This window comes from Nocardia higoensis NBRC 100133 (genome assembly GCF_000308595.1).
In the GTDB taxonomy this organism is placed as follows: Bacteria; Actinomycetota; Actinomycetes; order Mycobacteriales; family Mycobacteriaceae; genus Nocardia; species Nocardia higoensis.
Window position 1 is genome coordinate 146,496 of record NZ_BAGA01000109.1, and the last position, 22,224, is coordinate 168,719.

Consider the following 22,224-nt stretch of genomic DNA (forward strand, 5'->3'; position numbering starts at 1 on the left):
CTGCCCGTCAAGGGGATTCGCACCCCTACGAGGCGCCATATACGGATTCCCGAATGCTTCGACCGCCGGACGGCATGCTCGTCGCACGCCAGGGAAGGATGGTTGTAGTACAGCAAGCTCGCGCTGTTGAACACCGGCGCGCCGTCGAACGTGCCGGGACGGTTTCAGCGAGTGAGCGCCGCCTTCCAGGACAACCGCGCCCCGGTGTGCAGGATGCTGCGCGTATATACCCGCGCCGCCACCCAGGCCACGAGCGCGCAGGCGAGCAGCATCACCAGCGCCGACCCGGCCATCTCCCACGGCTCGACCTGCCCCGAGGCCGTCCGGACCGGCATGACGAACGCCGAGACCGGCGGCACCCAGCCGGCGACGCGGGCGATCGTGCCGTCCGGATCGCCGACCGCGGCGATGCTGATGCCGTAGCAGAACATGACCAGCAACATCAGCGGTGTGGTGACGCCCTGCACCTCCTCCTGCCGCGACACCAGCGAGCCCGCGGCCGCGTACATCAGCGAGAACAACAGATAGCCGAGCAGCGCCCACACCAGCGTGGCCGCGAAGACCGAGACCGCGGTACCGGTCAGCGTGATCAGGCCGACCACGCGACCCGCCACCAGTCCCGCCGCACCGATCACCGCGACCTGCAACAGCGCCGACGCCCCGATGCCGAGCACCTTGCCCCACATCAGGTGGATCGGCCGGATGGTGGCCAGCAGCAGCTCGGCCACCCGCGTCGACTTCTCCTCCACCACGCCGATCGCCACATACACGCCGAAGGTGAGCACAGTGGTGAACAACAGCAGCAAGGCCACCCACGCCATGCTCATCCGCTCGCTGCGCTGCGGGTCGGGCGGATCCAGCGCGACGACCGAGATGTCGAGGCCGGCGACATCGGCGAGGGCGGCGTCGCGATCGACGCTGTAGTCGTTCAGCACTTCGGTCACCACTTCGGCGCGGATCGCCTCGGACAGCACCGCGCCGAGGGCCGGGTCGAGCGACTGCCCGACGAGCACGGTGTAGGACCGATCGCCGGTCGGTCCGACCGCGGCGTCGTAGCTTCCCGACCGCAGCCCGGCCCGCGCGCTCGCTTCGTCGACATCGTCTCGGACATGCAGCTCGAGCCCTGCCGTCCGCGCGGTCTCCGGCAGACGCTCGGCCAGGGTGGTTCCGGCGCCGACGACCGCCACGTCGACACGCTGCGGCCCGTCGTCGGCGAACGCCGAATACACCACCGCGGCGGCGACCACAGCCAGGCTCATCAACAGCAGACTCCACCGGTAGGCCTTGGCGCCCACCTGGGCCAGGAACTCCCTGCGCACCACCAGCCCGACGGTCCGCAACACCTGGGTGTCACCGCTGCTCATGCCGCCACCACCGCACGGAAGAGCTCGGTCAGCGAAGCCTGGTAGGAGGCGAAATGCCGGACCGGTCCGGTGCGCAGCGCGGCGTCGAGCACCAGTTGATCGTCGGTGTCCTCGTCCAGAGCGAGCAGCGTCCGCGGCGGCTCCCCCGGCTCGGTCACGTCGTGCTCGAGCACCCGCACACCGGGCAACGCGTCGGCCCAATCCGGCGGCGCGTCCGGCGCGCTCACCGCCAGCCTCCGCCCGCCGCGCGAGCGCAACTCGGCCACCGTGCCCACCGCCCGCATGCTGCCCGCGACGATGATCCCGACCCGATCGCAGAGCCGCTGCACCAGATCGAGCTGGTGCGAGGAGAACATCACCGGCACCCCCGCCGCGGCCTGTTCCCGCAGCACCTCACTCATGACGTCCACCGCCACCGGATCCAGCCCGGAGAACGGCTCGTCGAGCACCAGTAGTCGCGGCCGGTGCACCAGCGCCGCCGCCAACTGGGCGCGCTGCTGATTGCCGAGGCTCAGTTCCTCGAGCCTGCGCTCCCGCTTGTCGGTGATCCCCAGCCGCTCGCACCAGCGATCGACCTCCCCCGCCGCCGAGCGCCTGTCCAATCCGTGCAGCTCGGCGAGATAGCGCAACTGCTCGGCCACCTTCATCTTCGGATACAGTCCCCGCTCCTCCGGCATGTATCCGAACTGCCTGCGCAACGCGAAATCCACCGGAGCGCCGTCGAATCGGACCTCACCGGCATCGGCCGCGAGCACGCCGAGCACGATCCGCATGGTGGTCGACTTCCCCGCGCCGTTGCTGCCGACGAAGCCGAAGATCTCCCCCGTCCCGACCTCGAAACCCACATCGCTCAGCGCGGTCACCGCACCGAACCGTTTCGCCAGTCCTCGTATCTCCAGCCGCACGCGCATCCCTCCGGTCTGTAACCCCACCCACAGTAGGGGTTCCGCGCACCACACCCCGGCGCACAACTACCGTGGCGAACGGGCACCGCCGCCCGCTGTGAGCCGCGATATCGAAGGCAGGGCACAACGATGGACATCTACAGAGTGGCCGCACTGCGCGACGAACGCGCCGAGGTGCTGCGCTTCTGCGCGCAGTTGTCGGAGCCGCAGTGGCGCAGTGACAGCGCCGCCGCGGGCTGGCGAGTGCAGGATGTGGTGGCGCACATGGGCGCGAGCTGCCGCGCCTTGTTCACCCCGGCCGCGCTGACACTGGTGCGCACCGACGACATCGAGTCGGCGAACGACACGTTCGTCGACCGACGACGGAACCTGACGCCGCAGCAGGTCCTGTCCGAATACGAGCGCTGGAGCGCGTGGGTGATCCGGCTCGCCCGGGTGGTGTCGAAGACGCCGATGGCAGGCATCCGCTCGTCACTGGGCGAGCTGGGACGATTCCGACTGGACCGGATGCTCACCTCGGCGCTGGTGTTCGACACCCACACCCACCTGCGTCACGACATCGCATCGAGCCTGGGGTTGCCCGCGCCGTCGACCGATGCCAACCGGATGGCGGTGGTGCTCGAATGGATGCTCGCCGTCCTCGGCAACCAGTTGCGGGCCGCGCCGACGACGGTCCCCGGCGCGGTGCGACTCGTCCTGACCGGACCCGGCGGTGGCGAGTGGGTGATCGGCCCGGACGGCGCGATCACCGCGGGCCGCGACGGCGATGCGGTGGCGGTGATCCGCGGCGCCGCGCTGGACTTTCCGAGCTGGGCCACCACCCGGTCCGATTGGCGTGCGGGCGATCTGGTGCTCGACGGCGACATCGAGGCGGCGACTCGGTTTCTCGACGCGATGGATATCGTCTGACACCCCCGACCGCGACCAAGTGGCCGCTGCGCTGTCACGGAGCGTCGGCGATCACATCGAGCCCGCATCCCGCCGGAACTGCGTGATCTGCTCGACGCCGACCCGAGCGGCACCATCGCGGATCTCGACAGTGTCGTCGCGGGCAGGGACCGGTCGCGCCCGCGATCGTCTCGTGCAAGGAGTTCGCGCGCGATCCTGGCCGACAGCCGTCCGGAAAACCGGTGCGGGCACCGGTCAGACCGTGATAGCGGTGCCACAGATCCCGCAAGCCTCGAGGTACTTGCGGCCCCACCGCGCCACGGGGATGAAGAAGACTGTGAACTGGGAGAACTCCCGGACGCGAACCCACTGCGTGGTGTTGTGACAGCGCGGGCAGGTCCGGGTGGCGCCCGGACCGAGCTGCTGCTGCTTGCGGCCGTATCCGAAGAGGAAGAACATCCCTCTCAGGGTAACCGGAAGGATCGAGCCGCCCGCCTCTCCGGCGGGACCCAATCGCAGAACGAGGTCTCAGCGTCGGGCCATCCGGTCGATACGGCGCAGCGCGATGTCGAGCACGGGCAGGTAGGCGGGCGCCCACAGCGGCGCCGACATCGACGCTCGGCATCCGCCCTCCGCCGGTTCGACTTCGTGCGTGGTCGCCGGAATGCCCGCGACCGCCCACGCCCACCGGCGTCCCGGGTCGAAATCGGTGATCACGAACGGCAGCGGCACCCCGACCGAGATCGTCACGGTGCCGCGCGCACCCGCGGCCAGCCGATCGCCGTCGATGGTGGCGGCGCTGACCGTGGGACCCCATCGAGGCCAAGCGGTGAGGTCGGTGAGCAGCTGCCACACCACCTCCGGCGGCGCCGGGATGTGGCGGTGCACGGTCCAGCGCCGGTCGCGCAGCGACGGTGTCATCGTTCCATCCCAGTCTCACCCTTCCCTGCGGGCCTTCGCCCGGCGCTTGCCTTCGTGCATGGCCTGCACGCGCGCGACCGGGATCGTGTGTCCCTCCTCCACCAGATCTGCCGGAAGCGATTGCGGCGCGGGCATCTCCGAGACCCAGGGGTCGCGCCCGGCGAGGAGCCCGGGGACGGTGCGAACGGTGAAGTCGGCGGGCGCGACCTCGGGCAGCTCGGACCAGCTCACCGGAAACGACACCGGCACACCGGGTCGCACGCGCGGGCTGTAGACCGAGACCACCGTCGCGCCGCCGGAACGGGTGGAATCGAGGAACACTTTTCCCTCGCGGTCCTCGCGAATGAACGCGGTGGTCGCCAGATCCGGGTCGAGCCGTTCGGCGCGGGCCGCGACGGCGCGGGTGGCGGCGGCCGCGTCCTCGAGCGGAATGCCCGGTTCGATGGGGACGAAGACGTGCACCCCCTTCGACCCGCTGGTCTTCACCGCGCCGGACAATCCGTCGGCGGCGAGCGCGTCGCGGATGAGCTGGGCGGCGAGCACCGCGTGCCGGAACGTCTGTCCCGGTGCGGGGTCCAGGTCCAGCACCAGGTGGGTCTGCCCGGCCGCGGTGTCCGTGGTGAGCAACGTCGGGTGGTACTCGACGGCACGCTGGTTACCCAGCCACATCAGGGTGGGCAGATCCTGGCACAGCGGATAGGTGATCTTCCGGTTCACGCTCGCCGCCCACGTGGTCACCCGCGGGACGAAGTCGGGCGCGTACTTCGGCAGATTCTTCTGCATGAACGGTTCCTGCCCCGCCCGCACGCGCACCACCGACAGTGGCCGGTCCCGCAACTGCCCGATCAACGGTTCGGCGACCGCCTCCAGATAGTCGAGCAGATCGCGCTTGGTCGCCTCGGCGCCGTCGAACAGCGGCTGATCGAGATTCGTCATCCGGACGCCCGCGCGCTCCTCGTCGCTGCCCATCGCCCCACACTGCCCCGCGACGATCGACGGGTCAACACCGCACGCCGCGATCTTTCTCCCTCCTCGGCGGGTCAGCCGTGGCGCGCCCGTGGACGTGGCGCGAAACCGCGATCCGGGACAGACTTGGAGTCGTGAGTGCGATGTCGATGAGCGCCCGCGAGGGCGGGTCGTGACGGCGCTGGCGCGCGGGGAGAACCGGCCCGCGCCCGGGGATCGGATGACGGTCACCGTCACCAGCGCCGCGCCGCTGGATGTGTCGGCGCTGCTGCTGAATTCGTCGGGCCGGGTGCGGTCCGACGGGGATTTCGTGTTCTTCAACCAGCCCGCCGGGCACGGGGTCGGCTACCGGCACGGGCGCGGCGGGCCGGACATGATCGATGTGCAGACCTCCGCGCTGCCGCCGGAGATCGAGACCGTCGTGGTCACGGCCAGCCTGGACGGGCGCGGCACGGCCACCACCCTGGCCGCGGCGGGCGGCCTCACGGTGACCATCGGATCCGAATCGGGCACACTGACTTTCCCCATCACCGGGCTGACCACCGAAACCGCCGTCGTCTGCGTGGAGATCTACCGGCGTGCGGGCGCATGGAAGGTGCGTGCCGTCGGCCAGGGGTACGACAACGGCCTGGCGGGGATCGCCACCGCGTTCGGCGTGAACGTCGACGACGAACCCGCGCCTCCGCCGGCCGCCGCTCCTCCTCCCCCGCCGCCTCCGGCCCGGCAGTCACCGCCGAATGCCGCACCCGCGGGCTATCTTCCACCTCCGCACGGGACGCCTGCGCCCCACGCACCGGGGCCGGGCTCGCCCGGTCGCCCACCGCACGCCCCAGCCGGCGGCCCACCGCCCGGCCGTGCGCCGGCGCCGTCCGCACCCGGAGGGAGCCACCTCCCACCCGGTGGCCCCGGCTACCCACCCCCGATCGCCCCACAGCAAGGAGCACTGCCGATGCAGAGCGATCTGTTCGACGCCCGTCATGCCGAGGTCAACGGCCTCGGCATCCAGAAGCAGGGCAGCAAGATGGTCAAGGTCGGGGTCAACGGCGAGGTGATGGCCAGGTCCGGGTCGATGGTGGCCTATCAGGGTGAATTGCATTTCCAGGCACAGGGTTCCGGCGGGATCGGGCGCGCGATCCAGGCGCGGCTGACCGGTGAGGGCGTGCCGCTGATGAAGGTCTCCGGGCGCGGCGACCTGTTCCTGGCCAATGCCGCGGCCGACGTCCACCTGATCGATCTCGACGGCTCCGACGGACTGACCGTCAACGGCGCGAATGTGCTCGCCTTCGACAGTTCGCTGCGCTTCGACATCAAGCGGGTGCAGGGCGCGGCCGGCTACGCGAGCAACGCCGGGCTCTTCAACTGCGTGTTCACCGGGCGCGGACGGATCGCGATCACCACCGAGGGCGGGCCGGTAGTGCTCAACGTGGATCAGCCGACCTACGCCGACCCACAGGCCGCGGTCGCGTGGTCGTCGAGCCTGCAGACCAGCATCAAGCGCAACGACTCGTTCGGATTGGGCACCTTGCTCGGCCGCACGACGGGTGAGGGGCTGACGCTGGCGTTCAGCGGTCGCGGCTTCGTCATCGTGCAGCCCTCGGAACTTCCGCCGGGTGGGTTCATCGGCGGCACGGGCGGCGGTCAGCAGGCCGGTCAGGGCAGCGGCTTCATGGGCGGCATCCTCGGCTGAGGCGGCCCCGCTGCCGGAATCCGCTAGCGCGACAGCGCCGCCTCGAAGACCGGCCAGGCTCGGTGCAGATCCTCCTGCCAGTAGCCCCAGGCGTGCGTGCCGGTGGGCCGGAGGTCGATCGTGGCCGGTATGCGCAGTTCCTGCAAACGATCTCGCAGCTGCAGCGTGCACATGTTCGTCACCGCTTCCAGCGGGGCGCCGAACAGCAGGCGGTAGGCGAGTTCGGCGGGGTCGCCGCCCACGGCCGCCGGGGTGTCGAGGGGTCCGGGGATGCCGGACCCGCTGGAGATGTAGATCTCGGTACCGCGCAGGCCTTCCGCGTGCAGGTACGGGTCGTTGGCCTGCCAGCGGGGATCTGTGGGCGGGCCCCACATATTGATCGGATTGCCGTGATGGGCGGTAACGACGGCATTGACCATGACCTGGCCCTGCGGGTCGCTGGTACGCACGCAGCCGCTGAACGAGCCGATCGCCCGATACAGGCCGGGCGAGCCGAGCGCCAGCTGGAACACCGAGGTGCCGGACATCGAGACTCCCGCCACCGCGTTCGCGCCGTTTCCGTGGAAGCGTTCGTCGATCAGCGGCGGCAACTCCTCGGTGAGGAAGGTGCCCCAGCGCTGGGTGCCGAGCACCGGGTCATCGGACTGCCAGTCGGTGAAGTAGCTGCCCGCGCCGCCGAGCGGGATGACCACGTTGACCTGCTCGCCGGCGAAGAAGCTCTGGTAGTCGGTGCTGTCGTGCCAGCTGCCGTCGACGTGACCGGAGGCGCCGTTGAGCAGGTAGAGGGTGGGAGCGGGACGGGTCGGATCGGCCGCGGGCAGGACCAGCACCTCGGTGGTGCCCGCCATCGCGGGCGAGAACACCTCGACGGTGAGCGCCCGATCGGTGCCCGGCCGGACGCCGGTGATGGCGGGCGCCGGGGCATCGGCCCGCACGGGACCGAGCGCGCCGAGCAGGAACGCCGACACGGCCAGTGCGGCGACCGCGGACCGCAGACCCGGCAACCGTCGCACCGGGAACCCGAATCCGGCCATGTCTTCCTCCGACAGTCGGTGGATGGTGGCTGACCGGCGCCGTCGGACGGTGCGGCGCCAGGCAACGAGTCAACGCTACCGGCAGCGCTACGCGGTAGCCGAAACGGCAAAGATTGTGCCGGTTACCAGGGACGAACGGGCGGTCCTGGGAACCGCCCCGAGGGCCGCGCCGCACCCCGGCCCGTCCGGTTGTGGACATGCCGGGGTGTCGACGTGCGCGCTGGAGCGATCAGCCCGCGGCGACCTGGGCCTGCCACATCCAGTGCAACTGCTCGAGTCGCGCGGCGATACCGATGAGCAGATCCTGGGTGACCGGATCGGCCTTCTCGGTGGCATCGATGCGCTCCCGCAGTCTGCTGATGATCGCGGCGAGATTGGCCACGATCGATTCGATCACGGCGGTGTCCTCGAGCCAGCTGTCGCCGATGCCCGGCGCGCCCGAGTCCCGGCCGACGGTCGCGGCCCGGCCGTCGGGGCTGACGCCGACCGCTGTCGCTCGCTCGGCGGCCGAGTCGGTGAAGTCACGGGCAGCGGTGACGAGCTCGTCCAGCGCCAGGTGCACCGACCGGAAGTTCCGGCCGAGGACGTTCCAGTGCGCTTGCTTCGCGATCAGCGAGAGATCGATCATGTCGACCACCGTCGCGCGCAAGGCGTCGCCCGCGATGCGCTGCTGCTCGGGATCGAGGGTGCTGGTGATGGGCTGGGACATCGCGCATGCCTTTCCGATCGTCGAATGTGTCACGGTCGGGCTACCCGGCACGGCGGCGCTCAACCAGGAAGCGAGATCGGCCACATACGCCGGTTGGATAGCTCCCCGATGCCCGCTCCGGCGCGTCGGGGCAACGGTAGCGTGGCGATATGGCACTCCCCCGTAGGCAGGCGCTGCGCCTGGCCGCCGACGGGTCGGTCGCCGTTCTGGTGGGAACCTCGGCGGCGAGCAGCGGCCGGTTCCGGACTCCGCGCTGGTCGGCGGACCCGTTCACGCTGGGCGTCGCCTCCGGCGACCCGGCGCCGGACAGCGTCGTGCTGTGGACCAGGCTCGCTGCCGACCCGCTCGCTCCGGACGGACACGGCGGCATGATGAACGCTCCGGTGTCGGTGGACTACGAACTGGCCGACGACGAGCACTTCCGGTCGGTGGTGCGGCGTGGCACCGCCGTGGCCACCAGGGAGCTGGCCCATTCGGTGCATCCGGAGATCCACGGTCTGGAACCCGATCGCTGGTACTACTACCGGTTCCGCGCCGGGTCGGTGATCTCCCCGGTGGGGCGCACTCGCACAGCGCCCGCCCTCGGCCAGGCCGTCGACCGGCTGCGTTTCGCCTTCGCGTCCTGCCAGGCCTGGAGCGCGGGCCACTTCACCGCCTACGAGCATCTGGCCGCCGAGGATCTCGAACTCGTGGTGCACCTGGGCGACTACATCTACGAGAAGAGCTGGCGGCACAACCGGCTCGACGAGCCCGCCGTCCTCACCGGCGAGGCCACCGACCTGGCCGGTTATCGCCTCCGTTACGCCCAGGGCAAGGCCGAGCGAGAGCTGCGCGAGGCGCACGCCGCCTTCCCGTGGATCGTCACCTTCGACGATCACGAGGTGGACAACAACTGGGCCGCCGACCATCCCGGTCTCGGCCTGGACATCCACCGCTTGCCGCCGCTGTTCCGCCGCCGCAAGGCCGCCGCTTTCCAGGCCATGTACGAGCACCAGCCGTTGCGCCTGGCGCAGTTGCCGAAGGGCGCCTCGATGATGCTGCACCGGCGTTTCGGCTGGGGTGATCTCGCCGATCTCACCATGCTCGACACCCGCCAGTACCGCTCGGTCCAGGTGTGCAGCGAGAACGTCACCTCGGACTGCCCGGCGGTCGCCGACCCCGAGCGCAGCATTCTCGGTGCGGCGCAACGGGATTGGCTGCTGGACGGGCTGACGTGCTCGACGGCCCGGTGGCAGATCCTGGGCAATCAGGTCGGCATGGGCGAGACCGACATCGACCCAGGGCCCGGTCTGAAGATCTCGACCGACTCCTGGGACGGCTACACCGCCGACCGCGACCTCGTCCTGGGCACGGCCGCGCGTCACGGCGTCGGCAATCTCGTCGTCATCACCGGGGACCGGCACCAGAACCATGCCGCGAACCTGCGCGCGGACTATTCCGATCCGGGGTCGCCGGTGGTCGCCGCGGAGTTCACCGGCACGTCGATCACCACCGGCGGCAACGGTCGCGACATCGACGACATCGGCCGCGTGCTCCTCGCCGCCAATCCGGACCTGCGGTTCTTCAATGCCCAGCGCGGCTATGTACGCGTGGATCTCGATCATCGGCACTGGCGCAACGACTTCCGGGTCGTCCCCTTCATCGACCGCAGGGGCGGGCCGATCCACACCCGCGCCACCTATGTGGTGGAAAACGGTGTACCGGGGGTGCTCGAGGACTCCGGGCAGGCCGCGCCGCCCTCGGGCCGGGCGTCGCTCCCCGGTGGCGGACGCTGAGCCGGTCCTTCGCCGCGTCGGATCTCCGCCGGTTCGCGTCGGCCGGCGGTGCGGGCCCGCGCTGGGTTCAGTTCTGTCTCGGCCCGTGTGCGGCGTCGTACCAGCGGTGTGGCACCGACCAGTCCCACTGCGCGGCGCGCTCCAGCGCCTCGGCGCGTTCCTCGTCCTCGGAGCGACGCAGCCATTCCTCGTAGCAGGGCATCAGGCCGCCGACGCCCGCGCCGTAGAGGAGGAATCCGCGCATGAGGTATCGCCAGACCGTGCGAGCCGTGATGTGCTTCGACATCGTGACCTCCTGAGCGATGAGGACACCCATTCCCGACCGTGGCGAAATCCGCCGCGGCGAGCATCGGTGGCGCTCAGGATAGCCCCGGATTTCGGGAAAATGTCCGGTTTCCACGATCTCGAAACAGTGCTTTCGGCCGGCGCAGGCGCACTCGCGATACCTCCCCGCCAACGAGATCGCGACGCGGCACGCATTCCCGGTCGCGCCCGCACCGGCCGGGTGCGGCAGATGTGCGACGATTGGCCAGGTGACCGGAAAAAATGGCTCTGAACAGCGCCTCCGCGATCTCGCTCGATTGCGCCGAGTGCGTGACCGTATCGACCGCGAATACGCCCGGCCTCTCGACGTCGAAGCGCTCGCCCGCGACGCGCACATGTCCGCGGGCCATCTGAGCAGGCAGTTCCGCGCCGCCTATGGCGAATCCCCCTACAGCTACCTGATGACCCGCCGGATCGAGCGCGCCATGGCCCTGCTGCGGCGAGGCGACCTGAGCGTCACGGAGGTCTGCTTCGAGGTCGGCTGCTCCTCGCTGGGCACCTTCAGCACCCGCTTCACCGAGCTGGTCGGCGTCTCGCCGAGCGTCTACCGCAAACAGGCCGCCGAAGCGCCGGTCGATCTGCCCTCCCTCGTGGTCAAGAAGGTCACCAGACCGGTCAGGAATCGAGAAGCGCAGCCGGACCCGTCGAAACTAGCGTGATCGTCATGGACATCACCATCGCTTCCAGCTTCCTCCCCCACGACGACGCCGAGGCCGCCCTGGCCTTCTACCGCGACGCCCTCGGCTTCGAACTGCGCCAGGACGTCGGCTACGAGGGCATGCGCTGGCTGACCGTCGGCCCGCCCGGACAGCCCGGCACCTCCATCGTGCTGCACCCGCCCGCCGCCGACCCCGGCATCACCGACGAGGAGCGCCGGGTCATCACCGAGATGATGGCCAAGGGCACCTACGGGTCGGTCCTGCTCGCCTCCGACGATGTGGACGCCGCCTTCGAAAAGTTGCAGGCCAGCGATGTGGAGATCGTGCAGGAACCCATCGATCAGCCGTACGGTGTACGTGATTTCGCTCTGCGTGATCCGGCGGGCAACATGATCCGTATCCAGCAGCGCCGCTGACCTTTTCGCCCCGACTCACAGCCCCGATCTGCCGACCGATGGAGAACCGATGAGCCCGGCCCCCACCAAGGACATCTCGCACGTTGCCGACACCCACGATGTGATCCGCGTGCAGGGCGCGCGCGAGAACAATCTGAAGGACATCAGCGTCGAGATCCCGAAACGCCGGCTCACCGTCTTCACCGGAGTATCCGGGTCGGGCAAGAGTTCGCTGGTGTTCGGCACCATCGCCGCCGAATCGCAGCGGATGATCAACGAGACCTACAGCGCGTTCGTGCAGGGCTTCATGCCGACCCTGGCCCGCCCCGAGGTCGATCTGCTCGAGGGTCTGACCACCGCGATCATCGTCGATCAGGAGCGGATGGGCGCCAATGTCCGCTCCACCGTCGGCACCGCCACCGACGCCAACGCGCTGCTGCGCATCCTGTTCAGCCGCCTGGGCAGCCCGCACATCGGCGGTCCGCAGGCGTACTCGTTCAATGTGTCCTCCGTCAGCGGCGCGGGCGCGGTGACCGTGACCAAGGGCGGGCGCGAGATCCGCGAGCGTCGCGAGTTCAGCGTCACCGGCGGCATGTGCCCGCGCTGCGAAGGCATGGGCAAGGTCTCCGACTTCGACCTGACCGCGCTCTACGACGACACGAAATCGCTGGCCGAGGGCGCGCTCACCATCCCCGGCTACAGCATGGACGGCTGGTACGGCCGCATTTTCAAGGGCTCGGGCTTCCTCGACCCCGACAAGCCGATCCGCAAGTACACCAAGCGCGAACTCAACGATCTGCTCTACAAGGAGCCGACCCGGATCAAGGTCGACGGCATCAATGTCACCTACGAGGGCCTGATCCCCAGGATCCAGAAATCGTTCCTGTCCAAGGACCGCGAGGCGATGCAGCCGCACATCCGCGCCTTCGTCGACCGCGCCATCACCTTCGCCGCCTGTCCCGAGTGCGAGGGCACCCGGCTGAGCGAACTGACCCGTTCGTCGAAGATCAAGGGCATCAGCATCGCCGACGCGTGCGCCATGCAGATCACCGATCTCGCCGAGTGGGTACGCGATCTGGACGAACCCTCGGTCGCCCCGCTGCTCACCACCCTGCGCCACACCCTCGACGGCTTCGTCGAGATCGGCCTCGGCTACCTGTCCCTGGACCGGCCCGCGGGCACGCTCTCCGGCGGTGAGGCCCAGCGCACCAAGATGATCCGGCACCTCGGCTCGGCGCTCACCGATGTCACCTACGTCTTCGACGAGCCGACCATCGGCCTGCACCCGCACGACATCGAGCGCATGAACGAACTGCTGATCCGCCTGCGCGACAAGGGCAATACCGTGCTGGTGGTCGAGCACAAGCCCGAGACCATCGTGATCGCCGACCACGTGGTCGATCTCGGCCCCGGCGCGGGCACCGACGGCGGCGCCATCTGCTACCAAGGCGATATCGACGGCCTGCGCAAGTCCGACACCCGCACCGGCCGCCATCTCGGCTACCGCGCCTCGGTCAAGGATTCCGTGCGAGAGTCCACCGGCGCGCTCGAGATCCGCGGCGCGAACCAGAACAACCTGCGCGATGTGGACATCGACATCCCCACCGGCATCCTCACAGTCGTGACCGGCGTTGCGGGCTCGGGCAAGAGCTCGCTGATCCACGGCAACCTCGGCAAGCGCGAGGGCGTCGTGGTCGTCGACCAGACCGCCATCAAGGGCTCGCGCCGCTCCAACCCCGCCACCTACACCGGCCTGCTCGAACCCATCCGCAAGGCCTTCGCCAAGGCCAACGGCGTGAAACCCGCTCTCTTCAGCCCGAATTCGGAAGGCGCGTGCCCCACCTGCAACGGTGCGGGCGTCGTCTACACCGACCTCGGCCCCATGGCGAGCGTGTCGACGGTGTGTGAGCTCTGCGAAGGCAAGCGCTTCGACGCCTCGGTGCTCGAGTACCGCCTCGGCGGCCGCGACATCAGCGAAGTCCTGTCCATGCCCGCTGCCGAAGCCGCCGAATTCTTCGGCGCGGGCGAGGCCCGCACCCCAGCCGCGCAGAAGATCCTGAAGCGCATCACCGACGTAGGCCTCGGCTACATCACCCTCGGCCAGCCCCTGACCACCCTGTCCGGCGGCGAACGCCAGCGCCTCAAGCTGGCGAGCCAGATGGCCGACAAGGGCGAGATCTACATCCTCGACGAACCCACCACCGGCCTGCACCTCGCCGACGTCGCCAACCTGCTCGCCCTGCTCGACCGCCTCGTCGACGCGGGCAAGACGGTCATCGTCATCGAACACCACCAGGCCGTCATGGCCCACGCCGACTGGATCATCGACCTCGGCCCCGGCGCGGGCCACGACGGCGGCACCGTCGTCTTCGAAGGAACCCCCGCCGAGCTGATCGCCGACGGGTCCACCCTCACCGGCAAGCACCTCGCCGAATACGTAGGGGGCTGATCACCGATCCCGCGCCGAGCGCCGCTCAGTCCTCCTCGCGAGACCTGTCGATCTCGTCCAACCACGCCTGGTATTCAGGACTGACGAGTTCGACATAGATCGCCTCCGGGCTGACCGTCGTGATCACCATGCCATTCGGCAGATCCCGCCGGACGCCCGCACTCGGATCGCTCCACCTCTGATCAGGCTCTCCTCCGACGATCCCGAGAATGCGCTGCGCGAGTATATCGAACACTCGACCGAACTCGCGCAGCACACTCGGATCGTCGAGACTACATCGGTCACCCGACATTCGAACCGCTCCAGAACGTCCGATTCTTCAGCCCCTTCGGCGTCAGCGGCATAGACGAGCACATCAGGACGATTGACACGCACGACCTCCACAGCGCTGTCGACATGGCCCACGCCGACCGAATCATCCATCTCGGCCCCAGCGCCGACCACGACCGGCGGCCTGATCGTCTTCGAAGGCTCCCCGCAGGTCGCATCGCAGAACGCTCCCCTCACCGGGCAAGCACCTCGCCGAATACGTCAGCGGCTAACGCATTCGCCCCCGGCCCCGGCCCCGGTCAATTCTCCGCGAGCGACCTGTCGATGTCGTCGCACCACAATTGGTAGTCGGGGCCGACGAGCCAAACGTAAACCGCCCTCTCGGTGACCGTCGGAGACACGACGACATTGGGCAGATACCACCGGACCCCCCGGGACGGATCGCTCCACCGCTGATCCGGCTCCTGTTCGACGACTCCGAGAATGCGCTGCGTCAGGCTGTCGAACACCTGATTCAACTCGTGCAGCAGTCCCAAGGTGTGTGAGATCCCGATGACGAGAGATCGGGCAGCACAGAGGTTCGGTCAGAGGAGACTCGACGGAGATCGCCTCCGAGCGCGAAAAAAGCCTCGATCCGAACATCGGATCAAGGCTTTATCGTTGGGCCGCACAGGTTTCGGGTACAACTGTGCCGTGTTGATATGGTCACCTAAGCTCGCACCGATGTCAACCTATGATGAAATCGACCGGACGCCATGCCGGTCCGGGCACACGTCCGGAAGCGCTCACCGCATCGCGATCGGCAGGAGCGGTCGGAGATTCAGGCGCGGGGGTCGGGGATGGCGCGGAGGGCGAGGAAGCCGACGGGTTCGCTGCTGAGGCGGGCGTAGCGTTCGGGGTCGAGTGCGGCGGCGGCCGGGTCGGGGCGCGGCTCGCGCACGCGTTCCAGTAGGAAGCCCGCGGCGCGCAGTTCTTCGCAGGTGCGTTCCAGCGGGGCCAGCCAGTAGCGCACCTGCCAGCCTTTCGACCAGACTTCCTCGATCACCCGTGGCTCGAAGTAGTCCCCGCCGTGGCGTAGCCAGTCCCCGGTCGGATGTTGGCGTGACAGCACCAATGCGCCGCCCGGCCGCAGTACTCGGCGCAGCTCGCGCAATGTCGCCGTGCGGTCGTCGAGGTATTCGACGGCCAGGGCGAAGAGCACCATGTCGACCGAGGCGTCCGGCAGCCAGCTGATCGGCGTGCTCAGGTCGTGGACGCGAAAGTGCCCCTGCGGCACGCGTTTACGGCTCAGTTCGATCATCCGCGGGCTGATGTCGAGCCCGACCACCCAGGCCCCGCGTGCGACGAGTTCCTCGGCGTACAGCCCCGGTCCACACGCCACATCGAGCACCGTGCGCCCGGAGACATCCCCCAGCAACTCCAGGCAGGCGGGCCTGTCGAGATGGGCGTTGTAGAACCCCTCGCGCGCATGGTCGAGGAATTCTTCGGCGAACAGGTCGTACTGCGGATCCGAACCCACCCTGTCGGTCATGGGCCCAGTCTGCCCGAACGACCGGACACATACGGGCACAACCCCTTACATCCTCGCAGATCAGGACCCTACGGGGCGGTAGGTTCCGAACGTGGTAGCGGAGCGCGGTAGCTGCGGGCAGGCGCAGCGCGACGGCCGGTGGCGGTGCGCCGGCCGGTCCGCTGCTGGGCGACCACCCGGCACCACCGCGGGAGTAGCGGGCAACATGGCGGCATCCCGGCCGTTGCGATTGCGCACAGATTGCGAGCAACCGCCAGGTTTACGCTCACCACAATCCGAACTGTCGTCCGCGTAGGCCGCTGTCGGTTGCATGGACATGCCCCATGCCACCGAACGTCCAGGAGCACGCGTGAGAATCCCCCGGGTCATGACGATCGCCGCCGTCGTCGCCGCCGCGACGTTGAGCCTGACCGCCTGCGGTGGTGACGACGAGGTCGCCGAGGGCGTGGTCCGCATCGGCACCACCGAGAGCAGCCCGGAGTGGGACGTGTTCGAGGAGAAGGCGAAGGAACAGGGCATCACCCTGGAGATCACCAACTACTCGGACTACTCGCAGCCCAATATCGCGCTGGCGCAGCGGCAGATCGACGTCAACTTGTTCCAGCACCTGAAGTTCCTCGGCGAGTACAACGTCGCGAACGACGCGGACCTGACCCCGATCGGCGCGACCCAGATCGTGCCGCTCGGCCTGTACTCCAAGAAGCACGCCTCGCTGGCCGATATCCCGCAGGGCGGGCAGATCGCCATCCCGAACGACCCGTCCAACCAGGCGCGCGCGCTGTTCGTGCTGCAATCGGCCGGCCTGCTGAAGCTGTCCTCGGACACCGGATCGCCGACCCCGGCCGATATCGACAAGGGCGCCTCCAAGGTGACGGTGACCCCTGTCGACGCCGCGCAGACCGCGCTCTCGCTGGCCTCGGTGGACGCCTCGATCATCAACAACACCTACCTGGAGCGGTCCGGCGTCGACCCGCAGTCGGCCATCTTCAAGGACGACCCGAACAGCCCCGGCGCCGAGCCCTACATCAACGCCTTCGTCACCCGCGCGGAGGACAAGAACGATCCGACCTACCTGAAGCTGGTCGAGATCTGGCACGACCCCGCGGTCCAGGCGGCGGTGGCCGAATCGTCGAAGGGCACCTCGGTGGAGGTCCACCGCAGCGGTCCCGAGCTCGAAGAGATCCTGGAGCGGGTGCAGCAGACCATCCGCGACGGGCAGTGAGCGAATCCGCCTTTCCCGCAGTCGAATTCCGCGACGTCAGCAAGAACTTCACGGTCGGCGGCAAGCAGCACATCGCGCTGCGGGAGATCGATCTGCGGATCGAGCGCGGCGAGATCCTCGGCGTGATCGGCTATTCGGGCGCGGGTAAGAGCACCCTGGTCCGGCTGATCAACGGGCTGGAGAAGCCGACGAGCGGCACCGTCGAGATCTCGGGGACGCCCATCACCGGCGTCGCGGAGTCCGAGGTGCGCAAGCTGCGCCGCGACATCGGCATGATCTTCCAGCAGTTCAACCTGTTCCGCTCGCGCACGGCGGCGGGCAATGTGGAATATCCGCTGAAGGTCGCCCGGTGGCCGCGCGCGAAGCGCAAGGCGCGGGTGGCCGAGCTGCTGGAATTCGTCGGCCTGTCCGACAAAGCCCGCAGCTACCCGGATCAGCTCTCCGGCGGGCAGAAACAGCGCGTCGGTATCGCCCGCGCGCTGGCGACCTCGCCGTCGCTGCTGCTGGCCGACGAGGCAACCTCGGCGCTCGACCCGGAGACCACCGGCGAGGTGCTGGACCTGCTGCGCAAGATCAATCGCGAACTCGGCGTCACCATCGTGGTCATCACCCACGAGATGGACGTGATCCGCGCGGTCGCCGACCGGGTCGCGGTGCTGGCCGAGGGCCGGATCGTGGAGCTGGCGACCACCTTCGACATCTTCGCCGCGCCGCAGTCCGCGCCGGCTCGCCGGTTCGTCGACAGCGTGCTGCACAACCGCCCGGCCGACCAGGAACGTCGGCGACTGGACGAACTGCATCGGGGCAGGCTGATCACCGTCGACGTCGACGACGAGAACCGGGTCGGCGCCGCGCTGACCACGGCCGCCCGCGCGGGCGTGCACTTCGAGATCGTCTACGGCGGGATCGGCACACTGCAGGACAAGACCTTCGGCAGCATCACGCTGGCACTCGACGGCCCCGAAGTGGCGGTGAACGCGGTCATCGCCGAGTTCGAGGGCCGCCGCTCGTCCCTGACGAAGAAATCCGGAGAATCCTGATGGACACCGACTGGGACAAGCTGCGGCCGGTCCTCACCGAGGCCGTCGGCACCACCATCTACATGGTGCTGGCCACCTTCGTCGTGGGCGGGCTGATCGGGCTGTTCCTGGGCACCGCCCTCTACACCACGCGCAAAGGCGGCCTGCTGGCCAACGCCCCGATCCACTGGCTGCTCAATGTGGCGGTCAATATCGTGCGCCCGATCCCGTTCATCATCCTGCTCGCCGCCCTGGGGCCGGTGACCCTCGAAGTGGTCGGCACCACCATCGGCACCGACGCGGCGATCTTCGTCATGATCATCGCGGCCTCCTTCGGCATCGCCCGCATCGTCGAGCAGAACCTGGTGACCGTCGACCCCGGCGTCATCGAAGCCGCCCGGGCGGTCGGCGCGGGACCGCTACGGATCATCCTCACCCTGCTCATCCCCGAAGCGCTGGGCCCGCTGATCCTCGGCTACACCTTCGTGGTCATCGCGATCGTCGACATGTCGGCCATGGCGGGCACCGTCGGCGGCGGCGGTCTGGGCAACTTCGCCCTGGTCTACGGCTACCAGCGCTTCGATTGGGAGGTGACCTTCGTCGCGGTGCTGCTGATCATCGCGGGTGTGCAGGTCGTCCAGTTCGTCGGCAACTGGGCCGCCCGCAAGATCCTGCGCCGCTGAAGCCGAAAGGCTGGTTCGCCGCCGAGCGCAGGGGCCGGCTTAGCCGCCGGGTGCGGCCGGCTTCTCAGCCCCGCCTGCCGCGGAGATAATCCGACACCACCGCTGCCCCGAGGCCGTCGAGGTCGGGGGCGATGACCCGGCCGCCGCTGCGGCGCGCGACCAGGTCGACGAACGCCTCGAGCCGGGGATTCTCGCCGAGCATGAAGACCGACACCGAGGCGCCGAGCTTGGCCAGCGAATCGACCTGCGCCATGGTCACCGCCAAGGTACGGGGAGCAGGCGGCCACTGGAAGTACGCCTCGCCGTCGGGTTCCAGGTGGGCGGTGGGCTCGCCGTCGGTCACGACCAGCACCACCGGCACGGCGTCCGGATGCTTGCGCAGATGCCTGCCGGCCAGCAGCAGCGCGTGGTGCAGATTGGTGCCCTGTTCCCACACCGCGTCCAGCGCGGTCAGCTCGGCGATGTCGACGGTGCCGGCGTGGCGGCCGAAGGTGATCAGGTCGAGCGCGTCGGAGCGGAATCGGGTGCTGATCAGCTGATGCAGGGCCAGCGCGGTGCGCTTCATCGGCACCCAGCGCCCGTCCTGCACCATCGACCAGGACGTGTCCACACACAGCGCGACCGCGGCGCGGGAACGCTGCTCGGTCTCCATGATCTCCACGTCCGCCACATCCAGCCGCACCGTCCGGCTGCCGGTCGAGGCCGACCGCAGCACCGCGTTGCGCACCGTCCGCGACACATCCCACGGCTCGGTGTCGCCGAACCGCCAGGCCCGCGACGCCCCGGTCGGCTCGCCCGCCGCACCGGCCCGAGCGGTGTCACGTTCGCCTCTCCTGGCACGCAACTGCCCGACGACGTCCCGCAGCGCCACCTCACCCAGGCGGCGCAGCGCCTTCGGGGTCAATCGCAACGACCCGTCGGGAGCGCGCTCGAACATGCCCTGCCTGCGCAGTTCGCGCTCCAGCTCGGCCAGTCGGGCGGCATCGACACTCGCGTCCTCGCCGAGGTGACGGGCCAGGGCCTCCAGATCGATGTCCTCGAGCTGCGCACCCGGATAAGCCTGCGAGAGCTGTTCGGCCAGCGCGTCCAGCTCGGCCAGATCCTGCAGCGCCTGTGCGCCCTCGCCCATACCGAGCGGGTCGTCGCCGCGGAATCTGCGCGCGGAGTTCCAGTCCGCGCCGGGGCGCAGTTGCCGCAGGTTGGCGTCGAGCGCGCCGACCTGCTCGGCCAGCCGGGGATCGCCGAAGGCCTGGTCGATCAGCTGCTCGAGTTCGGCGCGCTGCGACGGCGACATCGAATTCATCATGCGTTGCGCGGCGGCCGCCCGCTCGGCGAGCGTGTCGATCAATTCCTCGATGTCACGCGGATTTTCGGGGAAGAACTCGCCGTGCTCGGCCATGAACTCGGCGAACTGCTGCTCGGTGTCCTCGCCGCGCGCGTGGGCGGCGAGCAGGTCGTTGAGGTCGGTCATCATCCGGCGGACCCGATCGAGGTCCTGCGGGGTGGCGCTCTGCATCGCCTGCTTCATGCTCTCGAACCGCGATTCCAGCAGTTCCCGGCCGAGCAGATCCCGAATGGCCCGGTAGTTCTCCCGGCCGGTCTCCGAACGCCAGGAGTACTCGGCGAGCTCACCGACCGCCGCGGCCGTGCTCGACGGCAGGGCGTCCAGCTGTGCTTCGGCGAAGCGGGCGTCGTCGGAGGGATCAGGGAACAGGGCGCGCCGCTCGGCTTCCAGTGCCTCGTCCAGCAGTTCCCTGACCCGGCGCAGCGTGCCGTCGAGCCGGTGGTCGCGGGTGATCGCGGCGCGACGCTGCCACACACGCCTGGTCAGCTCCTCGAGGCCGCGCATCTCGCGGGTGCCGCGACGCAGCAGTTCCTCCAGCGCGGAACGGGGCGAGCTACCCGACATGACCTCCTGGCCGATCATGTCGAGCGCGGCGCGCAGGTCCACCGGAGGCGCCAGCGGGTCCGGTCCGTCGTGATACGGGCCGTAGGAATAGCGGTCGGCGCCGGTCATGATCGTCGGTACACGGTGGCGCCGTCGTCGGACCCGGTGGCATCCTTGGCGATCTCGCGCGCGAGAAACAGGGACTCCAAAGCGAATTCGACCGCCGAGGCGATGCGCGCGGGGTGGTCGGAAGCCGCCACGTCGAGCCGCTCGGCGACCTCGTGCAGCACCGGCAGTTCCGGCAGGGCGGAGAGCACCTCCGCACCCGGCACCCGGTCGCCGGTGGTCACCGGATGGCCCGCCGCGACGGCTTCCACCAGTGGCCGCAGGTTCAGCCCGCCCAGCCGGTCGCGCGCGGCCTCGGCGAACGAGCGGCGCAGCAGGTGGGCGAGATGTTCCTCTTCGCGCCCCTCCTCGCCGGACTCGAATTCCAGCTTGCCGCGCAGCACCACCGCCACCGATTCCAGATCGACCGGCCTGGCCACGGCCGGACTCTCCCCCGTCAGCGCCGACCGTCGCAGCGCCGCGGCGGCGACCGTCTCGGCGGCCGCCACCGCGAACCGCGCCGACACACCCGATCGCTGGTCGATCGCCGGGGAATCCCGCAGGTGGCGTACGAACCGGGCCAGCACCTCGATCAGCGGCTCCCCCACCTCCGCCACCAGATCCGCTTCCTGGCGGACCAGCGCGATCTCGGCGGTCACGTCCAGCGGGTAGTGGGTGCGGATCTCCGCGCCGAAGCGATCCTTGAGCGGGGTGATGATGCGGCCGCGGTTGGTGTAGTCCTCGGGATTGGCCGTGGCGACCAGCAGCACGTCCAGGGGCAGGCGCAGGGTGTAGCCGCGGACCTGGATGTCGCGTTCCTCCATCACGTTGAGCAGCGCGACCTGGATGCGTTCGGCCAGGTCCGGCAGCTCGTTGATCGCCACGATGCCGCGATGCGCGCGCGGCACCAGGCCGAAATGGATGGTCTCGGGATCGCCCAGGCTGCGGCCTTCGGCGACCTTGACCGGGTCGACGTCGCCGATCAGGTCGCCCACCGAGGTGTCCGGCGTGGCGAGCTTCTCCGCGTAGCGCTCCGACCGGTGCCGCCACGCGACGGGCAGATCGTCGCCCAGTTCGGCGGCCAGCCTGCGCCCGGCCGGGCTGATCGGCTCGAGCGGATGCTCGCCGAGTTCGGCTCCGGCGATCACCGGGGTCCATTCGTCGAGCAGCCCGAGCAGGGTGCGCAGCAGGCGGGTCTTACCCTGACCGCGCTCGCCGAGCAGCACGACATCGTGACCGGCCAGCAGCGCCCGCTCGAGCTGCGGCAGCACCGTGCGCTCGAAGCCGACGATGCCCGGCCACGGGTCTTCCCCCGCCGCCAGCTTCGCCAGCAGGTTCGCACGGATCTCGGCCTTCACCCCGCGCGGCCGGTAGCCGGCCGCGCGCAGTTCGCCGACGGTGGTGGGGAGGTCAGTCGGAACCGTCACCCC

General features: G+C 69.4%; 22 protein-coding genes. 9 read left to right on the plus strand and 13 right to left on the minus strand.

Annotated features, from left to right (window positions below):
* Positions 1-164 precede the first annotated feature (164 nt).
* Both ON26_RS19755 and ON26_RS19760 read right to left on the minus strand, forming a co-directional pair.
* A complete protein-coding gene (locus ON26_RS19755) occupies positions 165-1,364 on the minus strand; it encodes an ABC transporter permease (protein WP_040797651.1) in 1,200 nt (399 codons plus the stop codon).
* Positions 1,361-2,275, minus strand: a complete 915-nt coding sequence (locus ON26_RS19760; protein ID WP_085999051.1) for an ABC transporter ATP-binding protein — start codon at positions 2,273-2,275, stop codon at positions 1,361-1,363. Before ON26_RS19760 ends, ON26_RS19755 begins: the two co-directional genes overlap by 4 nt.
* 123 nt (positions 2,276-2,398) lie before the next feature.
* Between ON26_RS19760 and ON26_RS19765 the strand changes: the two genes are divergently transcribed.
* Positions 2,399-3,178: a maleylpyruvate isomerase family mycothiol-dependent enzyme gene (locus tag ON26_RS19765; protein ID WP_040797652.1), complete on the plus strand. Its 780-nt coding sequence runs from the start codon at positions 2,399-2,401 to the stop codon at positions 3,176-3,178.
* Between the two features lie 234 nt (positions 3,179-3,412).
* On the opposite strand, the gene ON26_RS19770 is transcribed toward ON26_RS19765, so the two are convergent.
* The 3 genes from ON26_RS19770 to ON26_RS19780 form a co-directional block, all read right to left on the minus strand.
* Positions 3,413-3,616, minus strand: coding sequence for a zinc-ribbon domain-containing protein (locus ON26_RS19770; RefSeq protein WP_040797653.1), 204 nt, complete (start codon positions 3,614-3,616; stop codon positions 3,413-3,415).
* Positions 3,617-3,685: 69 nt separating this feature from the next.
* The gene (locus ON26_RS19775; protein WP_040797654.1) at positions 3,686-4,078 is read right to left on the minus strand and encodes an SRPBCC family protein; all 393 of its coding nucleotides are present in this window, start codon (positions 4,076-4,078) and stop codon (positions 3,686-3,688) included.
* 15 nt (positions 4,079-4,093) lie between these two features.
* Entirely contained in the window at positions 4,094-5,047 is a 954-nt protein-coding gene (locus ON26_RS19780) for a DNA polymerase domain-containing protein (protein WP_040797655.1), read from the minus strand.
* Positions 5,048-5,264: 217 nt separating this feature from the next.
* Here ON26_RS19780 and ON26_RS19785 point away from each other — a divergent pair, with 217 nt between their 5' ends.
* A complete protein-coding gene (locus ON26_RS19785) occupies positions 5,265-6,731 on the plus strand; it encodes an AIM24 family protein (RefSeq protein WP_051027260.1) in 1,467 nt (488 codons plus the stop codon).
* Positions 6,732-6,754: 23 nt separating this feature from the next.
* Here ON26_RS19785 and ON26_RS19790 read toward each other — a convergent pair whose 3' ends face one another.
* Positions 6,755-7,765 (minus strand): alpha/beta hydrolase, encoded by a 1,011-nt coding sequence (locus tag ON26_RS19790; protein ID WP_051027247.1) that lies wholly within the window; start codon positions 7,763-7,765, stop codon positions 6,755-6,757.
* Positions 7,766-7,994: 229 nt separating this feature from the next.
* Positions 7,995-8,474, minus strand: coding sequence for a Dps family protein (locus tag ON26_RS19795; protein WP_040797657.1), 480 nt, complete (start codon positions 8,472-8,474; stop codon positions 7,995-7,997).
* A 149-nt stretch (positions 8,475-8,623) separates the two neighbouring features.
* Between ON26_RS19795 and ON26_RS19800 the strand changes: the two genes are divergently transcribed.
* Positions 8,624-10,249 carry an alkaline phosphatase D family protein gene (locus tag ON26_RS19800; protein ID WP_040797658.1) on the plus strand — a complete coding sequence of 542 codons (1,626 nt, stop codon included), beginning with the start codon at positions 8,624-8,626 and terminating at the stop codon, positions 10,247-10,249.
* Between the two features lie 67 nt (positions 10,250-10,316).
* Here ON26_RS19800 and ON26_RS19805 read toward each other — a convergent pair whose 3' ends face one another.
* Positions 10,317-10,535, minus strand: a complete 219-nt coding sequence (locus ON26_RS19805) for a hypothetical protein (protein ID WP_157171947.1) — start codon at positions 10,533-10,535, stop codon at positions 10,317-10,319.
* 247 nt (positions 10,536-10,782) lie between these two features.
* Here ON26_RS19805 and ON26_RS19810 point away from each other — a divergent pair, with 247 nt between their 5' ends.
* From ON26_RS19810 to ON26_RS19820, 3 genes are read left to right on the plus strand one after another with little or no spacing between them, the layout of a single operon-like run.
* A complete protein-coding gene (locus tag ON26_RS19810; RefSeq protein ID WP_040797660.1) occupies positions 10,783-11,232 on the plus strand; it encodes a helix-turn-helix transcriptional regulator in 450 nt (149 codons plus the stop codon).
* Positions 11,233-11,237: 5 nt separating this feature from the next.
* Positions 11,238-11,648: a VOC family protein gene (locus ON26_RS19815; protein ID WP_040797726.1), complete on the plus strand. Its 411-nt coding sequence runs from the start codon at positions 11,238-11,240 to the stop codon at positions 11,646-11,648.
* A 49-nt stretch (positions 11,649-11,697) separates the two neighbouring features.
* On the plus strand, positions 11,698-14,076 hold the full coding sequence (locus ON26_RS19820; protein ID WP_040797661.1) for an ATP-binding cassette domain-containing protein: 2,379 nt from the start codon (positions 11,698-11,700) through the stop codon (positions 14,074-14,076).
* A gap of 25 nt (positions 14,077-14,101) precedes the next feature.
* Here the strand turns inward: ON26_RS19820 and ON26_RS19825 are convergent, their stop codons facing one another.
* The 3 genes from ON26_RS19825 to ON26_RS19835 form a co-directional block, all read right to left on the minus strand.
* On the minus strand, positions 14,102-14,332 hold the full coding sequence (locus ON26_RS19825; RefSeq protein ID WP_040797662.1) for a hypothetical protein: 231 nt from the start codon (positions 14,330-14,332) through the stop codon (positions 14,102-14,104).
* Positions 14,333-14,645: 313 nt separating this feature from the next.
* A complete protein-coding gene (locus ON26_RS19830) occupies positions 14,646-14,882 on the minus strand; it encodes a DUF6301 family protein (RefSeq protein ID WP_040797663.1) in 237 nt (78 codons plus the stop codon).
* A 284-nt stretch (positions 14,883-15,166) separates the two neighbouring features.
* A complete protein-coding gene (locus ON26_RS19835; RefSeq protein WP_040797664.1) occupies positions 15,167-15,877 on the minus strand; it encodes a class I SAM-dependent methyltransferase in 711 nt (236 codons plus the stop codon).
* A gap of 367 nt (positions 15,878-16,244) precedes the next feature.
* Here ON26_RS19835 and ON26_RS19840 point away from each other — a divergent pair, with 367 nt between their 5' ends.
* From ON26_RS19840 to ON26_RS19850, 3 genes are read left to right on the plus strand one after another with little or no spacing between them, the layout of a single operon-like run.
* Positions 16,245-17,099: a MetQ/NlpA family ABC transporter substrate-binding protein gene (locus ON26_RS19840; protein ID WP_040797665.1), complete on the plus strand. Its 855-nt coding sequence runs from the start codon at positions 16,245-16,247 to the stop codon at positions 17,097-17,099.
* The gene (locus ON26_RS19845) at positions 17,096-18,139 is read left to right on the plus strand and encodes a methionine ABC transporter ATP-binding protein (protein WP_051027248.1); all 1,044 of its coding nucleotides are present in this window, start codon (positions 17,096-17,098) and stop codon (positions 18,137-18,139) included. The genes ON26_RS19840 and ON26_RS19845 overlap by 4 nt, the downstream gene beginning before the upstream one ends.
* Complete coding sequence (locus ON26_RS19850; protein ID WP_040797666.1) at positions 18,139-18,801, plus strand: methionine ABC transporter permease; 663 nt, start codon at positions 18,139-18,141, stop codon at positions 18,799-18,801. The genes ON26_RS19845 and ON26_RS19850 overlap by 1 nt, the downstream gene beginning before the upstream one ends.
* A gap of 64 nt (positions 18,802-18,865) precedes the next feature.
* Here the strand turns inward: ON26_RS19850 and ON26_RS19855 are convergent, their stop codons facing one another.
* Both ON26_RS19855 and ON26_RS19860 read right to left on the minus strand, forming a co-directional pair.
* Positions 18,866-20,818: a vWA domain-containing protein gene (locus ON26_RS19855; RefSeq protein WP_040797667.1), complete on the minus strand. Its 1,953-nt coding sequence runs from the start codon at positions 20,816-20,818 to the stop codon at positions 18,866-18,868.
* Positions 20,815-22,221, minus strand: coding sequence for an ATP-binding protein (locus ON26_RS19860; protein WP_040797668.1), 1,407 nt, complete (start codon positions 22,219-22,221; stop codon positions 20,815-20,817). The genes ON26_RS19855 and ON26_RS19860 overlap by 4 nt, the downstream gene beginning before the upstream one ends.
* Positions 22,222-22,224: the final 3 nt, after the last annotated feature.